This window comes from Variovorax sp. YR750 (assembly GCF_900109805.1).
Classification (GTDB): Bacteria; Pseudomonadota; Gammaproteobacteria; order Burkholderiales; family Burkholderiaceae_C; genus Variovorax; species Variovorax gossypii.
This window is the reverse complement of record NZ_FOBJ01000006.1, coordinates 220,030-236,683: the sequence shown is the minus strand read 5'-3', so window position 1 is coordinate 236,683 and position 16,654 is coordinate 220,030. Positions and strand designations below refer to the sequence as shown.

Sequence of the window (16,654 nt, the reverse complement as noted above, 5' to 3'; positions counted from 1 at the left end):
AAGGCGGGGCCCATGATCGACATCAACATCAACGGCAAGTCCGTTGCCCTCGACGCGCCCGACGACATGCCCCTGCTCTGGGCATTGCGCGACATCGTCGGGCTCACCGGCACCAAGTTCGGCTGCGGCATCGCGCAGTGCGGCGCCTGCACCGTGCACCTCGACGGCCAGCCCGTGCGATCGTGCGTGCTCCCGGTGGGCTCCATCGGCAAGAAGGCAGTCACCACCATCGAGGCCATAGAGCAGACGCCGGCCGGCAAGAGCATCCAGAAGGCCTGGCTCGACGTCGACGTGGTGCAGTGCGGCTACTGCCAGTCGGGCCAGATCATGTCGGCCGCCGCGCTGATACAGCGCACGCCCAACCCCAGCGACGCCGACATCGACCTGGCCATGTCGGGCAACGTCTGCCGCTGCTGCACCTACTCGCGCATCCGCGCGGCCATCAAGCAGGCGGCCACGGGCAAGGCCGAGGTGCTGCAGTCGGTGGCGGTGATGCCGGCAAGGAGCGCATCGTGAACGCGGCGGCGGGCACCATCAGCCGCCGCGCGGCCCTGCAGGCCGGCGGCCTCGCGCTGGCCTTCACCTGGATCGGCGGCGGCAAGGCCTTCGCCGCGATCAGCCCCCGGCAGCAGCCGGGCGATGCGGCCGCCGCGCTCGCGGACGGCAACCCGGCCTTCGCGCCCAATGCCTTCATCCGCATCGACGCCGACGGCGGCGTGCGCCTCGTGATGCCGATGGCCGAGATGGGCCAGGCGATCTACACCGGCTCGGCGATGCTGCTGGCCGAGGAGCTCGGCGTCGACCTCGACCAGGTGCGCGTGGAGCACTCGCCGGCGAACGAGGCGCTCTACGGCATGCCGCTGCTCGGCGGCCAGATCACCGGCGGCTCGACCAGCACGCGCGGCACCTACGGCGTGCTGCGCGAGGCCGGCGCCGTGGCGCGCACGCTGCTGGTGAGCGCCGCCGCCGCGCAATGGAAGGTCGAACCCGAAAGCTGCACGGTCGCGCGCGGCGTGGTGAGCCACTCGCCTTCGGGCCGGCAGCTCGGCTTCGGCCCGCTCGCAGGCGCCGCCGCGAAGCTGCCGATGCCGGCCAAGGTGGCGCTGAAGGAGCCGAAGGATTTGAGGCTCATCGGCCAGCCGCTGCGGCGCGTCGACTCGGCCGCCAAGGTCAACGGCACGACGCAGTTCGGCATCGACGTACGCGTGCCGGGCATGAAGGTCGCGACGGTCAAGGCGAGCCCCACGCTGGGCGGCGTGCTGGCCTCGGTGGACGACAAGGCCGCGCGGGCGATTCCCGGCGTGATCGCCGTGCTGCGCATCAAGGACGCGGTGGCCGTGGTCGGCGAGCATTTCTGGGCTGCGAAGCGCGGCCTCGACGCGCTGAAGGTGCAATGGACACCGGGGCGCAACGCCACGCTCACCACGCAGCAGCTGCGCGAAGGACTGGCCGATGCGCTGGCGAAAGGCAAGGCCATCGTCGGCAAGGAGGCCGGCAAACGGCCCGAGGGCACGCTGGTGCAGTCCACCTACGACCTGCCCATGCTGGCGCACGCGACCATGGAGCCGCTCAACACCACCGTGCACGTGCGGCCCGACGGCTGCGACGTCTGGGTCGGCACGCAGGTGCCGGCGCGCTGCGTGAGCGTGGCCGCAAAGATCACCGGCCTGGCCGAAGACAAGGTGACGGTGCACAACCAGTACCTGGGCGGCGGCTTCGGCCGGCGGCTGGAGACCGATTCGGTGGAGCAGGCCGTGGCCTTCGCGAAGCAGGTGCCCTACCCGCTCAAGGTGGTGTGGACCCGCGAGGAAGACATCCGCCACGACATCGTGCGCCCGATGTACCACGACGAGATCTCGGCCGTGGTGGACGGCGAAGGCCGCATCCAGTGGTTCGGCGACCGCATCTCGGGCGGCACGGTGCTGGGCCGCTGGGCGCCCGCCTTCATGGGCAAGGACGGCATGGACGGCGACCTGATCGAATGCGTGGCCGAGCCCTGCTACGACCTGCCGAACCTCAAGGTCGAATGGGTGCGGCACGACATGCCGCCGGGCCTGAACGTCGGCTGGTGGCGCGGCGTGGGCCCGACGCACAACCTCTTCGTGATGGAGAGCTTCATCGACGAGCTGGCGCACCGCGCGAAGAAGGACCCGGTGGCCTACCGCCGCGCCATGCTGCAGAAGAACCCGCGCACGCTCGCCGTGCTCGACCTCGCTGCCAGCAAGGCCGGCTGGGGCCAGGGCACGCTGCCGGCGCGCGTGGGGCGCGGCGTGGCCGTGGGCGATGCCTTCGGCAGCCGCGTGTGCGCGATCGTCGAGGCCGAGGTCACGCCGCAGGGCGAGGTGCGCATGCGGCGCGCGGTGGTCGCGCTCGATTGCGGCATTGCGGTGAACACCGGCTCCATCGAGGCGCAGATACAGGGCGGGCTGCTGTTCGGGCTGAGCGCCGCGCTCTACAGCGAGATCACGCTGCGCGACGGCGCCATCGAGCAGAGCAACTTCCACGACTACCGCACGCTGCGCATCAACGAGTCGCCGCCGATCGAGGTGCACATGGTGAAGAGTGCCGAGGCGCCCGGCGGGCTCGGCGAAGTCGGCACCGCCATCGCGGCACCGGCGCTGGCCAACGCGATCTTCGCCGCGACCGGCGTGCGCCTGCGCGCGCTGCCGGTGAACCGCGCGCTGCTGGCGCAGGACAAGGAGGCGATGAAGAAGAAGATCGCCGAAGCCCCGCACGATGAAGGGAGGTCGGCATGAAGCGGCTCTTCAAGACCCTGGCGGTGCTGGTCGTCATCGGCGCGGCGCTCTACTTCTTCCTGAACCGCACCGACGGCTCGGCGGGCGAGGCACCCGTGCTGGCCGGTGCGCCCAACGATGCGGCACTGCTCGTGCGCGGCGAATACCTCACCAAGGCCGCCGACTGCATCGCCTGCCACACGGTGCCGGGCGGCAAGGGCCAGCCCTTCGCGGGCGGCCTGCCGTTCGTGCTGCCCTTCGGCACGATCTACTCGTCGAACATCACGGCGGACCCCGAGACGGGCATCGGCAAGTGGAGCGACGACCAGTTCGTGCGTGCACTGCACGACGGCGTGCGCGCCGACGGCAAGCGCCTGTACCCGGCCTTCCCGTACACCTCGTACACCGCGCTGAGCCGCAACGACGTGCTGGCGATCAAGGCCTACCTGTTCAGCCTGCCCAAGGTGAACCAGCCGAACCGGGAGGCCGACCTCGGCTTCCCGTTCAACCAGCGCTGGGCGATGGGCTTCTGGAACGCGGCCTTCTTCAAGAGCGCCCGCTTCGAGGCCGATGCGTCGAAGCCGCTCGCGTGGAACCAGGGCAAGTACCTCGCCACCGCGCTGGGCCACTGCGCGGAATGCCACACGCCGCGCAACTTCGCCTTCGCGATGGAAAAGGGCAACGAGCTCGCGGGCGAATCCATCCAGGGCTGGCGCGCCTACAACATCACGTCGGACGCGAAGAACGGCATCGGCGCGTGGAGCGATGCCGAGATCGCCTCGTACCTGACGACCGGCCATGCCGCGGGCCGCGGCTCCGCCTCGGGCCCGATGGGCGAGGCGGTCGAGCACAGCCTGCAGTACCTGAAGCCGGAAGACGCCTCGGCGCTGGTGAGCTACCTGCGCACGGTGCCCGCCAAGGCCGGCAAGGATCCGATCGAGGTCGATGCGAAGCCGCCATGGGCCCTGGCCGCGAGCGCGGCGGCACCGGCCGCGAACACCGCCGAGGGCCACGAGCAGGGCCTGCGGCTCTTCGCGGCCGCATGCGCGAGCTGCCACCAATGGAACGGACAGGGCCAGCAGACCGCCAACGCATCGCTGCTCGGAACGCGCGGCGTGAACGACCCGAACGGCTCGAACGTGACGCAGATGATCCTGCAGGGCGTGCGCATGCACGTGCACGACCGGGAGATCTACATGCCGGCCTTCGGCAAGGCCTACACCGACACCGAGGTCGCGGCGCTGGCCAACTACGTCATCGCGCAGTTCGGCAACAAGCAGGCCACGGTGACGCCGGAGTTCGTGGCGAAGCAGCGCGCGCTGGGCCCCACCCCCTGACCCGCGGCCGGTGGCCGGCTGGCCACCGGGTTTCGCCGCATCTAAACTGCGGCAATGAAGAGAACAGGGGAAGCACAGCGTGGCCTGCAGCCGGTGGTGGAGCTGCGGAAGGAAGCTGCGTCATATGCCTACTCCGTTCGCGCGCCCCGCTCCAGGGGCGTGATACCTCCCAGCTCGTACCGCAACGGCGGCTTCGCCACGCTGGCCGAGTGCCTCGGCGACGTGGCGCGCGCGATGGGCGGCGACTTCGCCCGCATCTACGTGCGGCTCGACGGCCTCTGCGTCGGCGAGCGCGACATCGTGGAGCTGCGCCGGGAGCCCGAGAAGGTGGCCGCCGAACTGAAGGCCGAGCTCGAGTCCGAACTGAAGAAGGCGAAGGCCGCCTGCGCGATCAAGGCCGAGAGCCTCTCTGTGCCTGGCGAAGGCTGATCGCGATCACCAGCCCCGCCGCCGCCGCGCACGCGCCGGCCAGGAACACGCCGCCGTAGCCTGCCCTGTCGGCGAGCAGCCCGGCCAGCGGCCCCGTCAGGCCATAGGCGACGTCCTGGAAGGCGGAGAAACCGCCCAGCGCCGTGCCGCGAAGATGCGGCTGCACGAGATGCACCACCTCGCGCCCCATGGCCGGAAAGATCATCGAACAGCCGAGCCCCGTGAGGAACGCGCCGACAAGGGCGACCATCGGATCCGAAGCGCTCCAGATCAGCACCTGGCCGACGGTCTCCACGGCGAGCGAACCGATGGCCACGGGCAGTCCGCCCACGCGGTCCGGCAGATGGCCGAAGAGCACGCGGACCAGCACGAAGCCGCCGCCGAAGGCCGTCAGCCCCAGCCCGGCGAAGCGCCAGTGCTGGTCGAGGAAATGCAGCGTGAAGAACGCGCCGATCGCCGCGAAGCCGATGCCCTGCAGGCAGACGATGGTCCCGTGCGGCCAGACCTGCCCGATCACGCGCCAGAACGGCGGACGCTCGGCCCCGGGATGCGCTGGCACCCCGGTCAGGCGCCAGATCGCCAGCATGCCGATGCAGGGCAGGATCACGCCGACGCCCATGACGCCGGCGTATCCGAAGCGCTGCTGCAGCGCGAGGCCGATCGGCCCGCCGACCGCCAGCGCGCCATAGATGGCGGCGCCGACCAGCGCCAGCACCTTTCCCGAGCGCACAGGTCCGACCCGGCCGATGCCCCAGCCGATGATGCCGACCCCGACCAGGCTTTCGCCTAGGCCGACCAACAGCCGGCCTGCGAGCAGGACGATGAAGGCCGTCCACGGCGACTGCGATGCGAGGCCCGCGACCAGCGACATCAGCGCGCCGGCCACGTAGAAGACCAGCCCGCGCGCCACCGCGGACTTCGCCCCCTTGCGGTCGGAAAGAGCGCCGGCATGCGCCCGGCTCAGGACAGTGGAGAGAAAGGCGATGCCGACGCCGAGGCCGGCCCATACGTTGCCCAGCCCGAGTTGTCCGGTCACGAAGATCGGAACCACGGGCAGGGACATGCCCACGCAGAGATATGAGATGAAGAGGATGGCCGCCAGCAGCAGCAGGCGGCCCTGCGCGGGATCGCGCGTCGATGTCGATGATGGGTTTGTCGAGCGTGTCGATTGAAGAGTCATGGTGTCGTCCAGGTTTTCTGTGTCCCTGTCGATCGGAGCGCGCACGCGAACGCACTCCGACCGGCAAGGGTCGTGGAGTGCGTTGATTGACGTCAGACGCTTACGGCCAGTGCGACTGGCACTGCGGACACTGTGGTGCGTGTCCGCGTTGGGGTTGTCTTCAGCCGGCGTAGTAGCCGGACTGGTCGATGTCGGCCAGCAGGCCCGCGCCGGCCGGCGTCCAGCCCAGTCGTGCGCGGGTGCGCTCGCTGGATGCCGCCATGTCCGCGCCCGCGAAGTCGGCGAACCAGCCGAAGTGCTCGCGCCCGCGCGACTCGACGGGCAGACCGAGCCGGCGGCCGATGACGGCGGCGATATCCTTGAACGGCACGCCCTCGTCCGCGACGGCATGGAAGACGGCTTCGTCGCCGCCCTGCTCGATCGCGCGCCGGTAGAGCCGCGCGGCGTCCAGGCGATGCACGCCGGCCCAGCGGTTCAGGCCCTCGCCGAGGTAGGCGGAGACGCCCTTCTCACGCGCCATGCGGATCAGGATCGGAACGAACCCGTGATCGCCGAGGCCGTGCACCGAAGGTGCGAGCCGCACCGTCGCGGCGCGCACGCCGCGCGCGGCAAGGGCACGCGCGGTGGTTTCGGACTTGCGCACGAAGGACGGATCGGGAACATCCGCTTCGGTCGCGAGCCGCCCCGGTGCGAGCCGAGCGAGACCGGAGGTGACCAGCAGCGGTCGCCCCGAAGTCCCGAGGGCGCTTCCGAGCGTCTCGATCGCAAGCCGGTCGTGCTCGGCGTTCTCGGCGAACTTCGAGAAGTCATGGTTGAACGCGGTGTGGACCACCGCATCCGCCGCGGAGGCGGCCTCGTGCAGTGCATCGAGGTCGTCGAGCGTGGCGCGCACGGCCTGCGCGCCCGCCGCTTCGAGTTCGACGGCCTTGTCGGCGGAGCGGACGAGACCCGCCACGCGATGGCCCGCGCCGACCAGTTCGCGCACCACGGCCGAGCCGACCCATCCGGTCGCGCCGGTGACGAATATCTTCATTGCAGTGTTTCCTTGACGGCCGGTTTCATCCGAGCCGCATCGAGAGTTCGACGTCCGCGCCGAAGGGCGTGGACATGTAGCCCGAACCGGGCGAGCGCACATGCGCGAGGTACTCGGGGCTGTGGTCCGCGTTGTCGGCTACGACGAATGCGCCCGGCCGGAGACGGCTCTCGACGAGGCCGAGGATCTCGGGATAGAGCGCCTTGGCGCCGTCGAGCAGCAGCAGGTCTATCGATGCGGGGAGATCGGCGGCGAGCGTCTTCAGCGCGTCTCCCTCGCGGATCTCGACCAGGTCGGCAAGGCCGCCGGCCGCGAAGTTGTGCCGGGCCCGCGCCACCTTGGAAGGCTCGAACTCGGTGGTGACGAGGCGGCCGCCGCCGTTGTCGCGCAGGGCCGCGGCCAGGTGCAGGGTCGAGATGCCGAACGAGGTGCCGAACTCGACGATGCTTTGCGCGCCGCTGCTGCGCGCCAGCATGTAGAGCAGCACGCCGGTCTCGCGAGAGACGGGAAGCGGAACGTCCTTGAGCCGAGCGTAGAGATCGAGATAGCCGGTCTTGCTGCGCATGAGCTGCGAACGCTCTTCGTCGGAGAAGCCGGCGATCGCGGCGCTCAGCGCGGGCGATGCCTCGGCGGCTTCGTCGAACAGGCGCTCCAGCAGGGGCGCCAGTGGTGTGGTGGTGAGTGTCGTCACAGGGGTCTTCGTGTTGGTGTCAGGGTGCGCTCATAATATGAATGAACATTCACATTTCCTATTCGCGTTGCGAACCCAGCCCATGGCAGACCGAAAGAGCGCACCGATCTCCTCTAGAAGAAAGCCCAAGCAGGCCCGCTCCAACGATCTCGTCGCTGCGATCCTCGAGGCAGCCCTTCAGGTTCTGGAGAAGGAAGGCGCGCAGCGCTTCACCACCACGCGGGTGGCCGAGCGGGCCGGCGTCAGCGTCGGGTCGGTCTACCAGTACTTCCCGAACAAGGCGTCGATCCTCTTCAGGCTGCAGAGCGACGAGTGGCGGCAGACGACCGACATGCTGTGCAACATCCTCGAAGACACGCAACGGCCGCCGCTGGAGCGGCTGCGCATGCTGGTGCATGCCTTCATCCGCTCGGAGTGCGAGGAGGCGGGGATGCGCGTGGCGCTCAGCGACGCAGCCCCTCTCTACCGCGATGCGCCCGAGGCGCATGAGGCACGGGCCGCCGGCGACCGCACCGTGCGGGCCTTCATGCTGGAGGCCCTGCCCGATGCTTCCGAATCCGTGCGCGCGCTGGCCAGCGACCTGATCACGACCACGTTCAGCGCGGTGGGAAAGCAGTTCTCCGAAAGCCCGCGGACCGACGCCGAAATCGAAGCCTATGCCGACGCCATGGCCGACATGTTCTGCGCCTATCTCCAAAGCCTCGGGCACGGACAGAAGCAGGAAAAGCGCCCTCGCCGCCCGGCGCGCGGCTGACTCGTTTCCGACCGATCCGCGCATCCGGCTTTGTATTTCGCGCGAAACACTGGTTACTTCTTGACGCAGTTCAGGGTCTGCCTTCGCAGGGCCGCGCGGCGCCTGTAGCGCCTTGGTCCTCAATCTGCAGCTCCGCCACGCGCTGCACGCATCGATCGCACTACCGATCCGCCTTCACCGGGGTACCCGCTTCCGGGCATATCGCCGGGCCGTACGCGTACTTACATTTTTGACTTGTAAATCGAAAAGACGGCATGTGCTGGCGCAGGAGAACGTGCGCCCGCACGCGGGAGCCTGCCCGTTCAGGCAACGAATGAACAACTTGAAGCCATGAACAAGATTTTTCGGACCCTCTGGAATCCAGCCCGCGGCACCTGGGTCGCCGCGCCCGAAACATCGCGCGGCCATGCACGCTCGACAAGCTCGGCTGAACTCGGGGCCCTCGCCGTCGCGGTGCTGCTGCTGGGCGCCGGGCAGGCGATCGCGGCGGGTGGTGCCGGCGGCCAGCCCGTCGGCAACACGTCGTTGAATGCGGGCTCGGGCGGCAGCAACGGCAGCGGCGGCGACGGCGGCTTCAACGACACGTCGGTGAATGCGGGCGGGGGCGCCGGCGGATCGTCGACCGACGCCGGCCCTACCGCTGGCGCCAACGCCAACATCGGCACCTTCGGCGGCGCCACCGCCGGCACGGGCGGCGCAGCGGGGGCCGGCACCAACGTCGTCGGCCCCGGCGTGCTGCAGGGCGACAGCGGCGTCGCGGGCCAGTCGCAGACCGGCGACTTCGCCAACGGAAACGGCTATGGCGGCGGCGGCGGCGGCGGCTTCCAGGGCTCGACCATCGGCAGCGGCGTCACCTCCTCTTCCGACAGCTACACGGGCGGCGCCGGCGGCGCTGGCGGCAACGGCTACTGGGCTGCCGGCGGCGGCGGAGCCGGCGGCTACGGCTCCATCCTCGTCGGCCCGACCGGCAACTACACGGCATCCGGCAGCTCCACCGGCGGCGCGGGCGGCAAGGGCGGCGACGCCTTCTCGCAAGGCGGCGGCGGGGGCAGCGGCGGCGTCGGGTTCTTCCTCAACACGACGACGTCGGGCATCACCTTCACCAACAGCGGCGTCATCACGGGCGGTGCCGGCGGCGCTGGTGGCTCCGAGCTTTCGATCGCGCGCGACAACGCTTCCGGCGGCGGTGGCGGCGGCGGCGGCAACGGCATCACGCTGGCGGGCAGCGCCGTGTCGGTGATCAACTCCGGCACGGTCACCGCCGGCGCCGGCGGTGCGGGCGGGGCCGCGGGTGGCGGCGCGGGCGGCACCGGCTCGCCCGGGTCGGGTGGCGACGGCGGCATCGGCCTGCAGGCGACGGGCGCCAGCACGACACTGACCAACAGCGGCACCATCAGCGGTGGAAACGGCGGCGTGGGCGGCGCCAACAGCAACGGGGGCGCGAGCGGCGCGAACGGTGCCGGCGGCGTCGGCGTGACGGGCGCCAACCTCGCCATCGTCAACAGCGGCGGCATCTCGGGCGGACTGGGCGGCGACGGCGTCACCCGCGCTGCTGCCGTCGAGTTCACGGGCGGCAGCAACAGCCTGAGGCTGAACACCGGCTCGGTGCTGACCGGCGCCGTTGCCATCGACAGCGGCGCCACCGCCAGCATCGTCGCGGGCGCCGGCGGCCTGAACCCGGGCAACGCCCTGCTGCTGGGCGGCACGGGCACCTTCGACACCAACGGCAACGACATGGGCTGGTCGGGCCCCATCTCGGGCGCAGGCAACCTGGTGAAGAGCGGCGCGGGCACGCTGACACTGTCGGGCGCCAACGTCTACACCGGCTCGACCAACGTCGCGGCCGGCACCCTGCGCGCCGGCGCGGCCAATACCCTGAGCAGCGCCAGCGCCTTCACCGTGGGAACCGGTGCCACGCTCGACCTCGCCGGCAACAACCAGACCATCGCGTCGATGGCCAACAGCGGCACCGTCTCGCTGGTGGGCTCGGCGCCCGGCACCACGCTCACCGTCACCGGCCCCTGGGTCGGCAACGGCGGCACGCTGCGCCTGGGCACAGCGCTGGGCGACAGCAGCAGCGCGAGCGACCGGCTCGTGCTCAGCGGCAGCACCGCCATCGCCAGCGGCACGACGAACGTGCAGATCACCAACATCGGCGGCCTCGGCGCGCTGACCAGCGGCAACGGCATCGAGGTCGTCAGCGCGATCAACGGCGCGACGACCACCGCGCAGACGACGAAGAACGCCTTCGCGCTGTCGGGCGGTCACGTCGATGCGGGCGCCTACGAGTACCGGCTGTACGCGGCCGATGCAAGCGGCGCCGGCGAGAACTGGTACCTGCGCTCCACGGCCGCCGTCGTCGTGCCTCCAGCGACCGGCGGCGGAACCGGAACCGGCAGCGGCGGCAACAGCGCCGGTGGCAGCTCAGGCGGCGGAACCGTCGTGACCATTCCCACCTACCGCGCCGAAGTGCCGCTCTATGCCGCGCTGCCCGAGCAGTTCCGCCAGGCCAATCTCTCGATGCTGGGCAACATGCACCAGCGCATGGGCGACGACGGCGGCACCACCATCACCGCACCCGCAGCGCCGGACCAGAGCTACCGCCAGGCCTGGGCCCGCATCCTCAGCACCGACCGCACCATCTCGCAGGCCGGCACCGTCAGCCCCACGAGCAGGGGCCGCCTCACCGGCTTCCAGGCCGGCACCGACCTGTGGGCCGACGCCCACTGGCGCGCCGGCGTCTACGTCGGCGAGCTCGAAGGCGACATGAGCGTGAGCGGCTTCGCCCGCGGCATCGTGGGCTACGGCGCCGGCGCCAACAACCTGCGCAGCCAGTACCTCGGCGGCTACGCCACCTGGAAGAACGACAGCGGCCTGTACGTGGACGGCGTGCTGCAGGCCGGGCGCCACCGCTACATCGTGTCGCCCGCGCTGAGCTTCGGCAGCTCCGGCAAGGGCAGCAGCCTGCTGGCTTCCATCGAGGTGGGCCAGTCCTTCGGCATCGCCCCGGGCTGGACCATCGAGCCCCAGCTGCAACTGGTGCACCAGCGCATCAACCTCGACGACGCCAGCATCCCCGGCGCGCTGGTGCGGCAGGACAGCCACGGCGGCTGGCTCGCGCGCGCCGGCGTGCGGGTGAAGGGCGAGATCGCCACCTCCGCCGGGCTGCTGCAGCCGTACGTGCGCGTCAATGTCTACCGCAGCGGCAGCGGCACCGACACCAGCCGCTTCATCGGCCCGGCGGCGTATACCGACATCTCCACGCGCACCGGCGGCACGAGCACCGAGCTGGCGGCGGGCGCCACGCTGCAACTCACGCAGGGCGCGAGCATCTATGCGGAGCTGGGCAAGCTGTGGTCGTCGGGCGGCGGCGTGCGCACCCGGAGCAACGGCGTCGAAGGCAGCGTGGGCGTCAGGGTCCGCTGGTAGATAGAGATAGAGCGCCGAGCACGGCAGGACTGCAGGCTCAGCCCGGACTGCCGCCGCCGTTCGCGCGCACCGCCTCGACCACCGACAGCACCGCTTCGATCACCGCCTGCGGGTCGTCGAACTGGATGTCGTGCCCGGCCTTCGGCAGCAGGCGGTGCGTGCTTCGCGAGGACCACGCCGCCATCTCCTCGTGCATCTTTTCCCAGATGGCCTGCACCTGGACGCCCTGCCCCGGCGTGATCTGCATTCCCCGCAGCTCCGAGCCGGTGTACGGCGCCATCGCCGTGAGCACCGCCAGCGGGCGGCTGCCCAGGTCGCGGAATGCGCCGGCCTCGGCGAGCACGGCGTCGGTCGCGTCGCTCTCGGCCATCTGCGTGACCATCGACTTCGGCGCGAAGGCGCGAACCGCCCGCGCGTCGTGCTCGGTCTGGTTCGGCGCCTGCGGCAGCAGCGACGGGGCCGCCGCGCGCAGCAGTCCGGTCCACGCCAGCGACACGGCGATGCGGGAGCGCAGCGAGCGCGTTTCCGTCATGAAGGCCGCGACGCGCGCGACCTGGTCCGGATGGGAAGGATCGACGAGAACCAGCCCAGCGACCTCGGAGCCGAAGTACCTCGTGAAGGTTGTTGCATAGAGGCCGCCCAGCGACTGGCCGACCAGCACGAAAGGCCCCCGCTCGCCCGCACGGACCAGTGCCTCGTGAAGGTCCTGCGCCACCTGCTTCGCGCTGCGGGGCGCATCGGCAGCATCGCTCCACATCAGCCCCGCGCGGCTGTACGAGCAGGCCCGCGTGCGCTGCGCGACAGCCGGCTGCACGGCCGCCCAGCTCAGCGAGCCGTCGATGCTCAGCCCGGCCTCGAACACCACGGTGGGCGAGCCGGAGCCCCGACAATCGAGCTGGATTCTTCGCCCGCCGCCGATGTCGACCATCTTCCCCGGCGCGGGGAAGTCCCGCGCCGCGCGGTAGCGGCCGAACTGCTCGTACGCCACTCCAGCGAGGACGGCCAGCGCGACGACGAGCACGCTCCAGAACACGATGCGCATCACCTTGGGTTTCAATGAAGGCTTCACTGCCCCGGATGGTGCCACCGACCACGACCTTTCATCACGACGCCTTGCGGCGGCCGTCTTTCACCGGCCCCGGAAGAAAGGCGTTTGTGCGCGCGATGTAGTCGCGATAGGCGGGCCGGCGCTCGCCGATGTCCGCCTCGAGCATTCGCACGCCCGAGACCTTCAGCAGCAGCACGGTCATGAGCACCGGCGACACGATGCTCCACGCGCCGCTCCATCCAGTGCCGCCCACGGCCACGAGCCAGATGCCCCACCAGACGCAGGCCTCGCCGAAGTAGTTCGGGTGCCGCGTGTAGCGCCACAGGCCGCGGTCCATCACCTGGCCCGCGCTCTTCGGGTCGGCCTTGAAGCGCGCCATCTGCGCGTCGCCGACGGCCTCGAAGAAGATGCCGAAGAGCGCCAGCACCGCACCCGCCACGTCGAGCGGGCCCAGCGGCCGCGCGGCGGCCATGCCGGCGAGGAAAGGCGCGGAGACGATCCACGCCAGCACCGCCTGCAGCGCGAACACGAGATACAGGCTCTTGAAGCCGTAGTTCGGCTGGTTGCGCGCGCGGATCGCCTGGTAGCGCCGGTCTTCGCCGTGGCCCCAGTTGCGCCATGTGACGTACAGGCACAGCCGCACCGACCACGCCGCGCCCAGTACCGCCATCCACAGCCCGCGCACCGTCTGCACCGGCAGGAGCGCGAAGTACACGAGGCCCGCGCCGACGATGAAGACCGACCACATGCGGTCGATCAGGCTCGCGTCATGCCGCGCGAGGCTCGCCAGCCAGGTGAGGAACGCCAGCGACGCCGTCAGCGCCAGCCCAGCCGATGCGACTCCCGCGACTCCTGTCAGCCCGCTCATCCGCGGCGCTCGAAGAGATAGTGGCTCACCCACCAGCGCTGCCCGCCGTCGAAGCCGAACAGCTCGGCCACCGACATGAAGAACAGCCGCCAGCGCGTCCACCAGACCCTGGCCTCGGCGCCGTAGGTGGCCTGGAACAGCGGGCGCAGCGCGTCGCGGCGCTCGTCCATGTTGCGCAGCCAGGCCTCTGCCGTGCGCTGGTAGTGGATGCCCTCCCAGCGCCAGCGGCGCAGCAGGCGCAGGTCGTCCTGGCAGTGCAGCGCCAGGTCGTCGCTGGGCATCATGCCGCCGGAGAAGAAATACCTGCTCATCCAGTCGCTCGGGTCGCGCACCTCGAAGGGGTACGGCGCCTCGCGGTGCGCGAACACATGCATGAAGAAGCGCCCGCCCGGCTTGAGCCAGCGCGCCACGTTGGCGAAGGCCCGGGGCCAGTTGCGCAAGTGCTCGAACATCTCGACCGACACGATCCGGTCGAAGCGCTCATCGGTGTCGAAGACGTTGATGTCCCGCGTCAGCACCCGCACGTTGCCCAGCCCCCGCCGCGCCGCCTGCGCCTCGATGTACTCGCGCTGCGAGTTCGAGTTCGACAGCGCCGTGATCCTCGTGCCCGGATAGCGCTCGGCCATCCACAGCGTGAGCGAGCCCCAGCCGCAACCCAGCTCCAGCACGTCCTGCCCGTTGGCCAGGCCGGCCCGCTCGCAGGTGGCGGCCAGCGCGGCGGACTCCGCCTCCTCCAGCGTGCGCGTGCCCTCGGGCCAGTAGCAGCTGCTGTACTTGCGGTGGTTTCCCAGCACCTCGGCGAAGAACGCGGCCGGAACCTCGTAGTGCTGCTCGTTGGCCTTCTCCGGCAGCGGCGCCAGGTTCGCCGCGCCCATGCGGGAGACAAAGGCCTGCGTCAGCTCGGCCACGGCCAGGGCGTTGCCGGCATGAAGCTCGGCGAGCCGGTCCTTCAGCAGGCGGCGGATGCCCTGGCGGACCACAGTGTCGGGCACCAGGCCCTTTTCTACCCAGCGGATGGCGAATGCGATGTCCTGCGGCATGTGCGGTTTCCTCGTTGGGGGCACGCCGGAGCGCGTGCCGTGGGTGCTTGTACGCGGCGGGATGGGTTTTGGATGAGGTTTCATCGCCATTGTGAGCGTCCGCACCTGATTCGGAGCTGCGCCACCGACGTCTACGAAGACTCGAAGGGCAACTCGAGACAATCGTCAAGCCAAGGCCGGGCCCACCGGCTACGACACTACACTGCGACGCCATGCGTGACCTCCTCTACTACTCGCTGATGCTCCTGCTCGGATTCGCCTGGTACAGGTTCGGGCAGAACCTGCTCCGAAAGGGGCGTCGTGACGAGAACGACGAACTCACCAAGGGGTTCGTCGGGCCCGTGGGCCTCCTGGTGACCGGCGGCGTGACGTGCTGCCTCCTCTTCGCGGTGCTGCGCGCGTTGGTCCGGGGCGAGGTGCCGTGCGTCGGCAAGGCGTGCTCGGGGCAGGTCTACACGCTGGCGGCACATACCGGCGAGTACTGGGCCAACATGTTCTACCTGGTGTGGCTGCTGCTCGCGCTCGGCTACGCGATGTACGTGACGCTCAAGATCTGGTTCCGCGCCTAGCGCGACCGAAGGAAAGCCGCATGAACATTCGACGTGACGGAGGTTGCCTGTGCGGCTCGGTGCGCTTCGTCGCACTGGGCGAGCCCATGCGCACCCTGCAATGCCACTGCAGGTTCTGCCAGCGGATGACGGGTTCGACTTCATACGCCGAATCGATGTATCCGGTGGATGCGGTCCGGTTCTCGGGCGAGCCGATGGCGCAGTACTCGCACCGGTCGGAAAGCAGCTCGAAGCAGGTGCACGTCCACTTCTGCTCCAGGTGCGGCACCACGCTCTCCCTCAGCTTCGAGCGCTGGCCCGAATACCGCGCGATCTCCCGCGGCACTTTCGACGACCCGGATTCCGTCTCGATCGGCTCGCACATCTGGACCAGCTCGGCGCAGACGGGCGTGGTGCTTCCCGCCGGCACGGACTGCTTCCAGTTCGCCCGCGCGGACCTGAGCGGCGAGCCGCAGGCCCCTGACCGGTTCGATGTGCCGCGAATGGCACGCACGAGCGACGGCTGACGCCTACTCCGGCCTGCCTTCACCGGCAGGCGGCCGCATCCATCAATGCGACGCCACCCATGCCTGCTCTCCCGGCAGCGGCGGCATGGCGAAGCTCGATTTCAGCCGCGCGATCTCGTCGCGCGGACCGAGTCCGAAGAAGCGCTTGAACTCGCGGCTGAACTGCGATGCGCTTTCGTAGCCGACCTCGACGCTCGCGGCGGACGCCGTCTTCCCGTTTCGCAGCATCAGCAGGCGCGCCTGGTGAAGCCGTACCGACTTGAGGTACTGCATCGGGGAACTCTGGGTGACGGCACGGAAGTGAGCGTGGAACGCGGGGACGCTCATGCCAGCCACGCGGGCCAGGCTATCGACGCTGAGGCGATCGCCGTACGCGCCGTGGATGCGCCGCACGGCCTTGGCGATCTTGCCGAAATGTCCTCGGCCGGCGAGCGCCGCGCGCATCGATGCACCCTGCTCTCCGATGAGCACCCTGAAATAGATCTCGCGCACGATCGCCGGGCCGAGCAGCACGGCCTCCACGGGCGAACTCATCGCCTCCAGGAACCGGAGGACTGTCCGTGCCAGCGACTCGTCCATCGGCGTGGAGAACATGCCGACGGGCTCGGTCGTCGAACTGCCGACGAGTTCGTCGACCTGCAGCGCAAGGCCGGCGAGCACGGCGAGATCGAGGCTGAAGTAGATCGCGAGCAGAGGCTCGTCGGCACTGGCATCGGTCTCCATGGTGAACGGCACCGGCACGGACACCGCCAGGTAGTGCTGTGCGTCGTAGAGGTAGACCTGATCCGCCCACAGGCCGCGCTTGCGGCCCTGGCAGACGATGACGATCCCGGGCTCGTAGAGCACGGGGGTCGACGCCAACGGCCGGTCGGAACGGAGGAAACGCACGTCCGGAAGCGCAGTCAGCGTGTAGCCCTCGCGAGGCGCCAGCTGCTTCAGGAGCGCCACCATGCGGGCCTGGCGGGCCTGGCGGTCCTGATGGTCCTTCCCGGCGTCGGGCTTGCGGCCGGGAGGCGATGCGCGCGATCTGCTCAT

At 70.1% G+C, this 16,654-nt stretch carries 15 protein-coding genes; 8 read left to right on the top strand and 7 right to left on the bottom strand.

Features of this window, described 5'->3' with window-relative positions; translation table 11 throughout:
• Positions 1-12: 12 nt before the first annotated feature.
• From BMY35_RS14775 to BMY35_RS14760, 4 genes are read left to right on the top strand one after another with little or no spacing between them, the layout of a single operon-like run.
• A complete protein-coding gene (locus BMY35_RS14775; RefSeq protein ID WP_093200117.1) occupies positions 13-516 on the top strand; it encodes a (2Fe-2S)-binding protein in 504 nt (167 codons plus the stop codon).
• Positions 513-2,756, top strand: coding sequence for a xanthine dehydrogenase family protein molybdopterin-binding subunit (locus BMY35_RS14770; protein ID WP_093200116.1), 2,244 nt, complete (start codon positions 513-515; stop codon positions 2,754-2,756). Before BMY35_RS14775 ends, BMY35_RS14770 begins: the two co-directional genes overlap by 4 nt.
• Positions 2,753-4,072 carry a c-type cytochrome gene (locus BMY35_RS14765; protein ID WP_093200115.1) on the top strand — a complete coding sequence of 440 codons (1,320 nt, stop codon included), beginning with the start codon at positions 2,753-2,755 and terminating at the stop codon, positions 4,070-4,072. Before BMY35_RS14770 ends, BMY35_RS14765 begins: the two co-directional genes overlap by 4 nt.
• A 54-nt stretch (positions 4,073-4,126) precedes the next feature.
• The gene (locus BMY35_RS14760) at positions 4,127-4,501 is read left to right on the top strand and encodes a hypothetical protein (RefSeq protein WP_093200114.1); all 375 of its coding nucleotides are present in this window, start codon (positions 4,127-4,129) and stop codon (positions 4,499-4,501) included.
• Here BMY35_RS14760 and BMY35_RS14755 read toward each other — a convergent pair.
• The 3 genes from BMY35_RS14755 to BMY35_RS14745 form a co-directional block, all read right to left on the bottom strand.
• Entirely contained in the window at positions 4,464-5,681 is a 1,218-nt protein-coding gene (locus tag BMY35_RS14755; RefSeq protein ID WP_093200474.1) for an MFS transporter, read from the bottom strand. The two genes, BMY35_RS14760 and BMY35_RS14755, sit on opposite strands and share 38 nt — an antisense overlap.
• A 160-nt stretch (positions 5,682-5,841) precedes the next feature.
• Complete coding sequence (locus BMY35_RS14750; protein ID WP_093200113.1) at positions 5,842-6,714, bottom strand: SDR family oxidoreductase; 873 nt, start codon at positions 6,712-6,714, stop codon at positions 5,842-5,844.
• A 25-nt stretch (positions 6,715-6,739) separates the two neighbouring features.
• Positions 6,740-7,405: an O-methyltransferase gene (locus BMY35_RS14745; protein ID WP_093200112.1), complete on the bottom strand. Its 666-nt coding sequence runs from the start codon at positions 7,403-7,405 to the stop codon at positions 6,740-6,742.
• Between the two features lie 82 nt (positions 7,406-7,487).
• Here BMY35_RS14745 and BMY35_RS14740 point away from each other — a divergent pair, with 82 nt between their 5' ends.
• Positions 7,488-8,159 carry a TetR/AcrR family transcriptional regulator gene (locus BMY35_RS14740; protein WP_093200471.1) on the top strand — a complete coding sequence of 224 codons (672 nt, stop codon included), beginning with the start codon at positions 7,488-7,490 and terminating at the stop codon, positions 8,157-8,159.
• A 330-nt stretch (positions 8,160-8,489) separates the two neighbouring features.
• Positions 8,490-11,588: an autotransporter outer membrane beta-barrel domain-containing protein gene (locus BMY35_RS14735; RefSeq protein WP_093200111.1), complete on the top strand. Its 3,099-nt coding sequence runs from the start codon at positions 8,490-8,492 to the stop codon at positions 11,586-11,588.
• A 37-nt stretch (positions 11,589-11,625) separates the two neighbouring features.
• Here BMY35_RS14735 and BMY35_RS14730 read toward each other — a convergent pair whose 3' ends face one another.
• Genes BMY35_RS14730 through BMY35_RS14720 form a run of 3 tightly spaced genes read right to left on the bottom strand, consistent with a single transcriptional unit; the run spans position 11,626 to position 14,544 of the window.
• Positions 11,626-12,645 (bottom strand): alpha/beta fold hydrolase, encoded by a 1,020-nt coding sequence (locus BMY35_RS14730; RefSeq protein WP_256228455.1) that lies wholly within the window; start codon positions 12,643-12,645, stop codon positions 11,626-11,628.
• Between the two features lie 46 nt (positions 12,646-12,691).
• Complete coding sequence (locus BMY35_RS14725) at positions 12,692-13,504, bottom strand: DUF1295 domain-containing protein (protein WP_093200109.1); 813 nt, start codon at positions 13,502-13,504, stop codon at positions 12,692-12,694.
• Complete coding sequence (locus tag BMY35_RS14720; RefSeq protein WP_093200108.1) at positions 13,501-14,544, bottom strand: SAM-dependent methyltransferase; 1,044 nt, start codon at positions 14,542-14,544, stop codon at positions 13,501-13,503. The genes BMY35_RS14725 and BMY35_RS14720 overlap by 4 nt, the downstream gene beginning before the upstream one ends.
• Positions 14,545-14,756: 212 nt before the next feature.
• On the opposite strand from BMY35_RS14720, the gene BMY35_RS14715 reads away from it, so the two are divergent.
• Together BMY35_RS14715 and BMY35_RS14710 are read left to right on the top strand one after the other, a co-directional pair.
• The gene (locus tag BMY35_RS14715) at positions 14,757-15,113 is read left to right on the top strand and encodes a hypothetical protein (RefSeq protein ID WP_093200107.1); all 357 of its coding nucleotides are present in this window, start codon (positions 14,757-14,759) and stop codon (positions 15,111-15,113) included.
• 20 nt (positions 15,114-15,133) lie between these two features.
• Positions 15,134-15,619 (top strand): GFA family protein, encoded by a 486-nt coding sequence (locus BMY35_RS14710; RefSeq protein ID WP_093200106.1) that lies wholly within the window; start codon positions 15,134-15,136, stop codon positions 15,617-15,619.
• A 42-nt stretch (positions 15,620-15,661) separates the two neighbouring features.
• On the opposite strand, the gene BMY35_RS14705 is transcribed toward BMY35_RS14710, so the two are convergent.
• Positions 15,662-16,654, bottom strand: a complete 993-nt coding sequence (locus BMY35_RS14705) for an AraC family transcriptional regulator (RefSeq protein WP_093200105.1) — start codon at positions 16,652-16,654, stop codon at positions 15,662-15,664.

What these genes read in the sequence shown, in the direction of transcription:
- BMY35_RS14775 (WP_093200117.1), top strand. Translation starts at nt 13, where the DNA reads ATGATCGACATCAACATCAACGGCAAGTCCGTTGCCCTCGACGCGCCC.
- BMY35_RS14760 (WP_093200114.1), top strand. Translation starts at nt 4,127, where the DNA reads ATGAAGAGAACAGGGGAAGCACAGCGTGGCCTGCAGCCGGTGGTGGAG.
- BMY35_RS14710 (WP_093200106.1), top strand. Translation starts at nt 15,134, where the DNA reads ATGAACATTCGACGTGACGGAGGTTGCCTGTGCGGCTCGGTGCGCTTC.
- BMY35_RS14720 (WP_093200108.1), bottom strand. Translation starts at nt 14,544, where the DNA reads ATGCCGCAGGACATCGCATTCGCCATCCGCTGGGTAGAAAAGGGCCTG.
- BMY35_RS14735 (WP_093200111.1), top strand. Translation starts at nt 8,490, where the DNA reads ATGAACAAGATTTTTCGGACCCTCTGGAATCCAGCCCGCGGCACCTGG.
- BMY35_RS14705 (WP_093200105.1), bottom strand. Translation starts at nt 16,654, where the DNA reads ATGAGCAGATCGCGCGCATCGCCTCCCGGCCGCAAGCCCGACGCCGGG.
- BMY35_RS14765 (WP_093200115.1), top strand. Translation starts at nt 2,753, where the DNA reads ATGAAGCGGCTCTTCAAGACCCTGGCGGTGCTGGTCGTCATCGGCGCG.
- BMY35_RS14755 (WP_093200474.1), bottom strand. Translation starts at nt 5,681, where the DNA reads ATGACTCTTCAATCGACACGCTCGACAAACCCATCATCGACATCGACG.
- BMY35_RS14740 (WP_093200471.1), top strand. Translation starts at nt 7,488, where the DNA reads ATGGCAGACCGAAAGAGCGCACCGATCTCCTCTAGAAGAAAGCCCAAG.
- BMY35_RS14715 (WP_093200107.1), top strand. Translation starts at nt 14,757, where the DNA reads ATGCGTGACCTCCTCTACTACTCGCTGATGCTCCTGCTCGGATTCGCC.
- BMY35_RS14725 (WP_093200109.1), bottom strand. Translation starts at nt 13,504, where the DNA reads ATGAGCGGGCTGACAGGAGTCGCGGGAGTCGCATCGGCTGGGCTGGCG.
- BMY35_RS14750 (WP_093200113.1), bottom strand. Translation starts at nt 6,714, where the DNA reads ATGAAGATATTCGTCACCGGCGCGACCGGATGGGTCGGCTCGGCCGTG.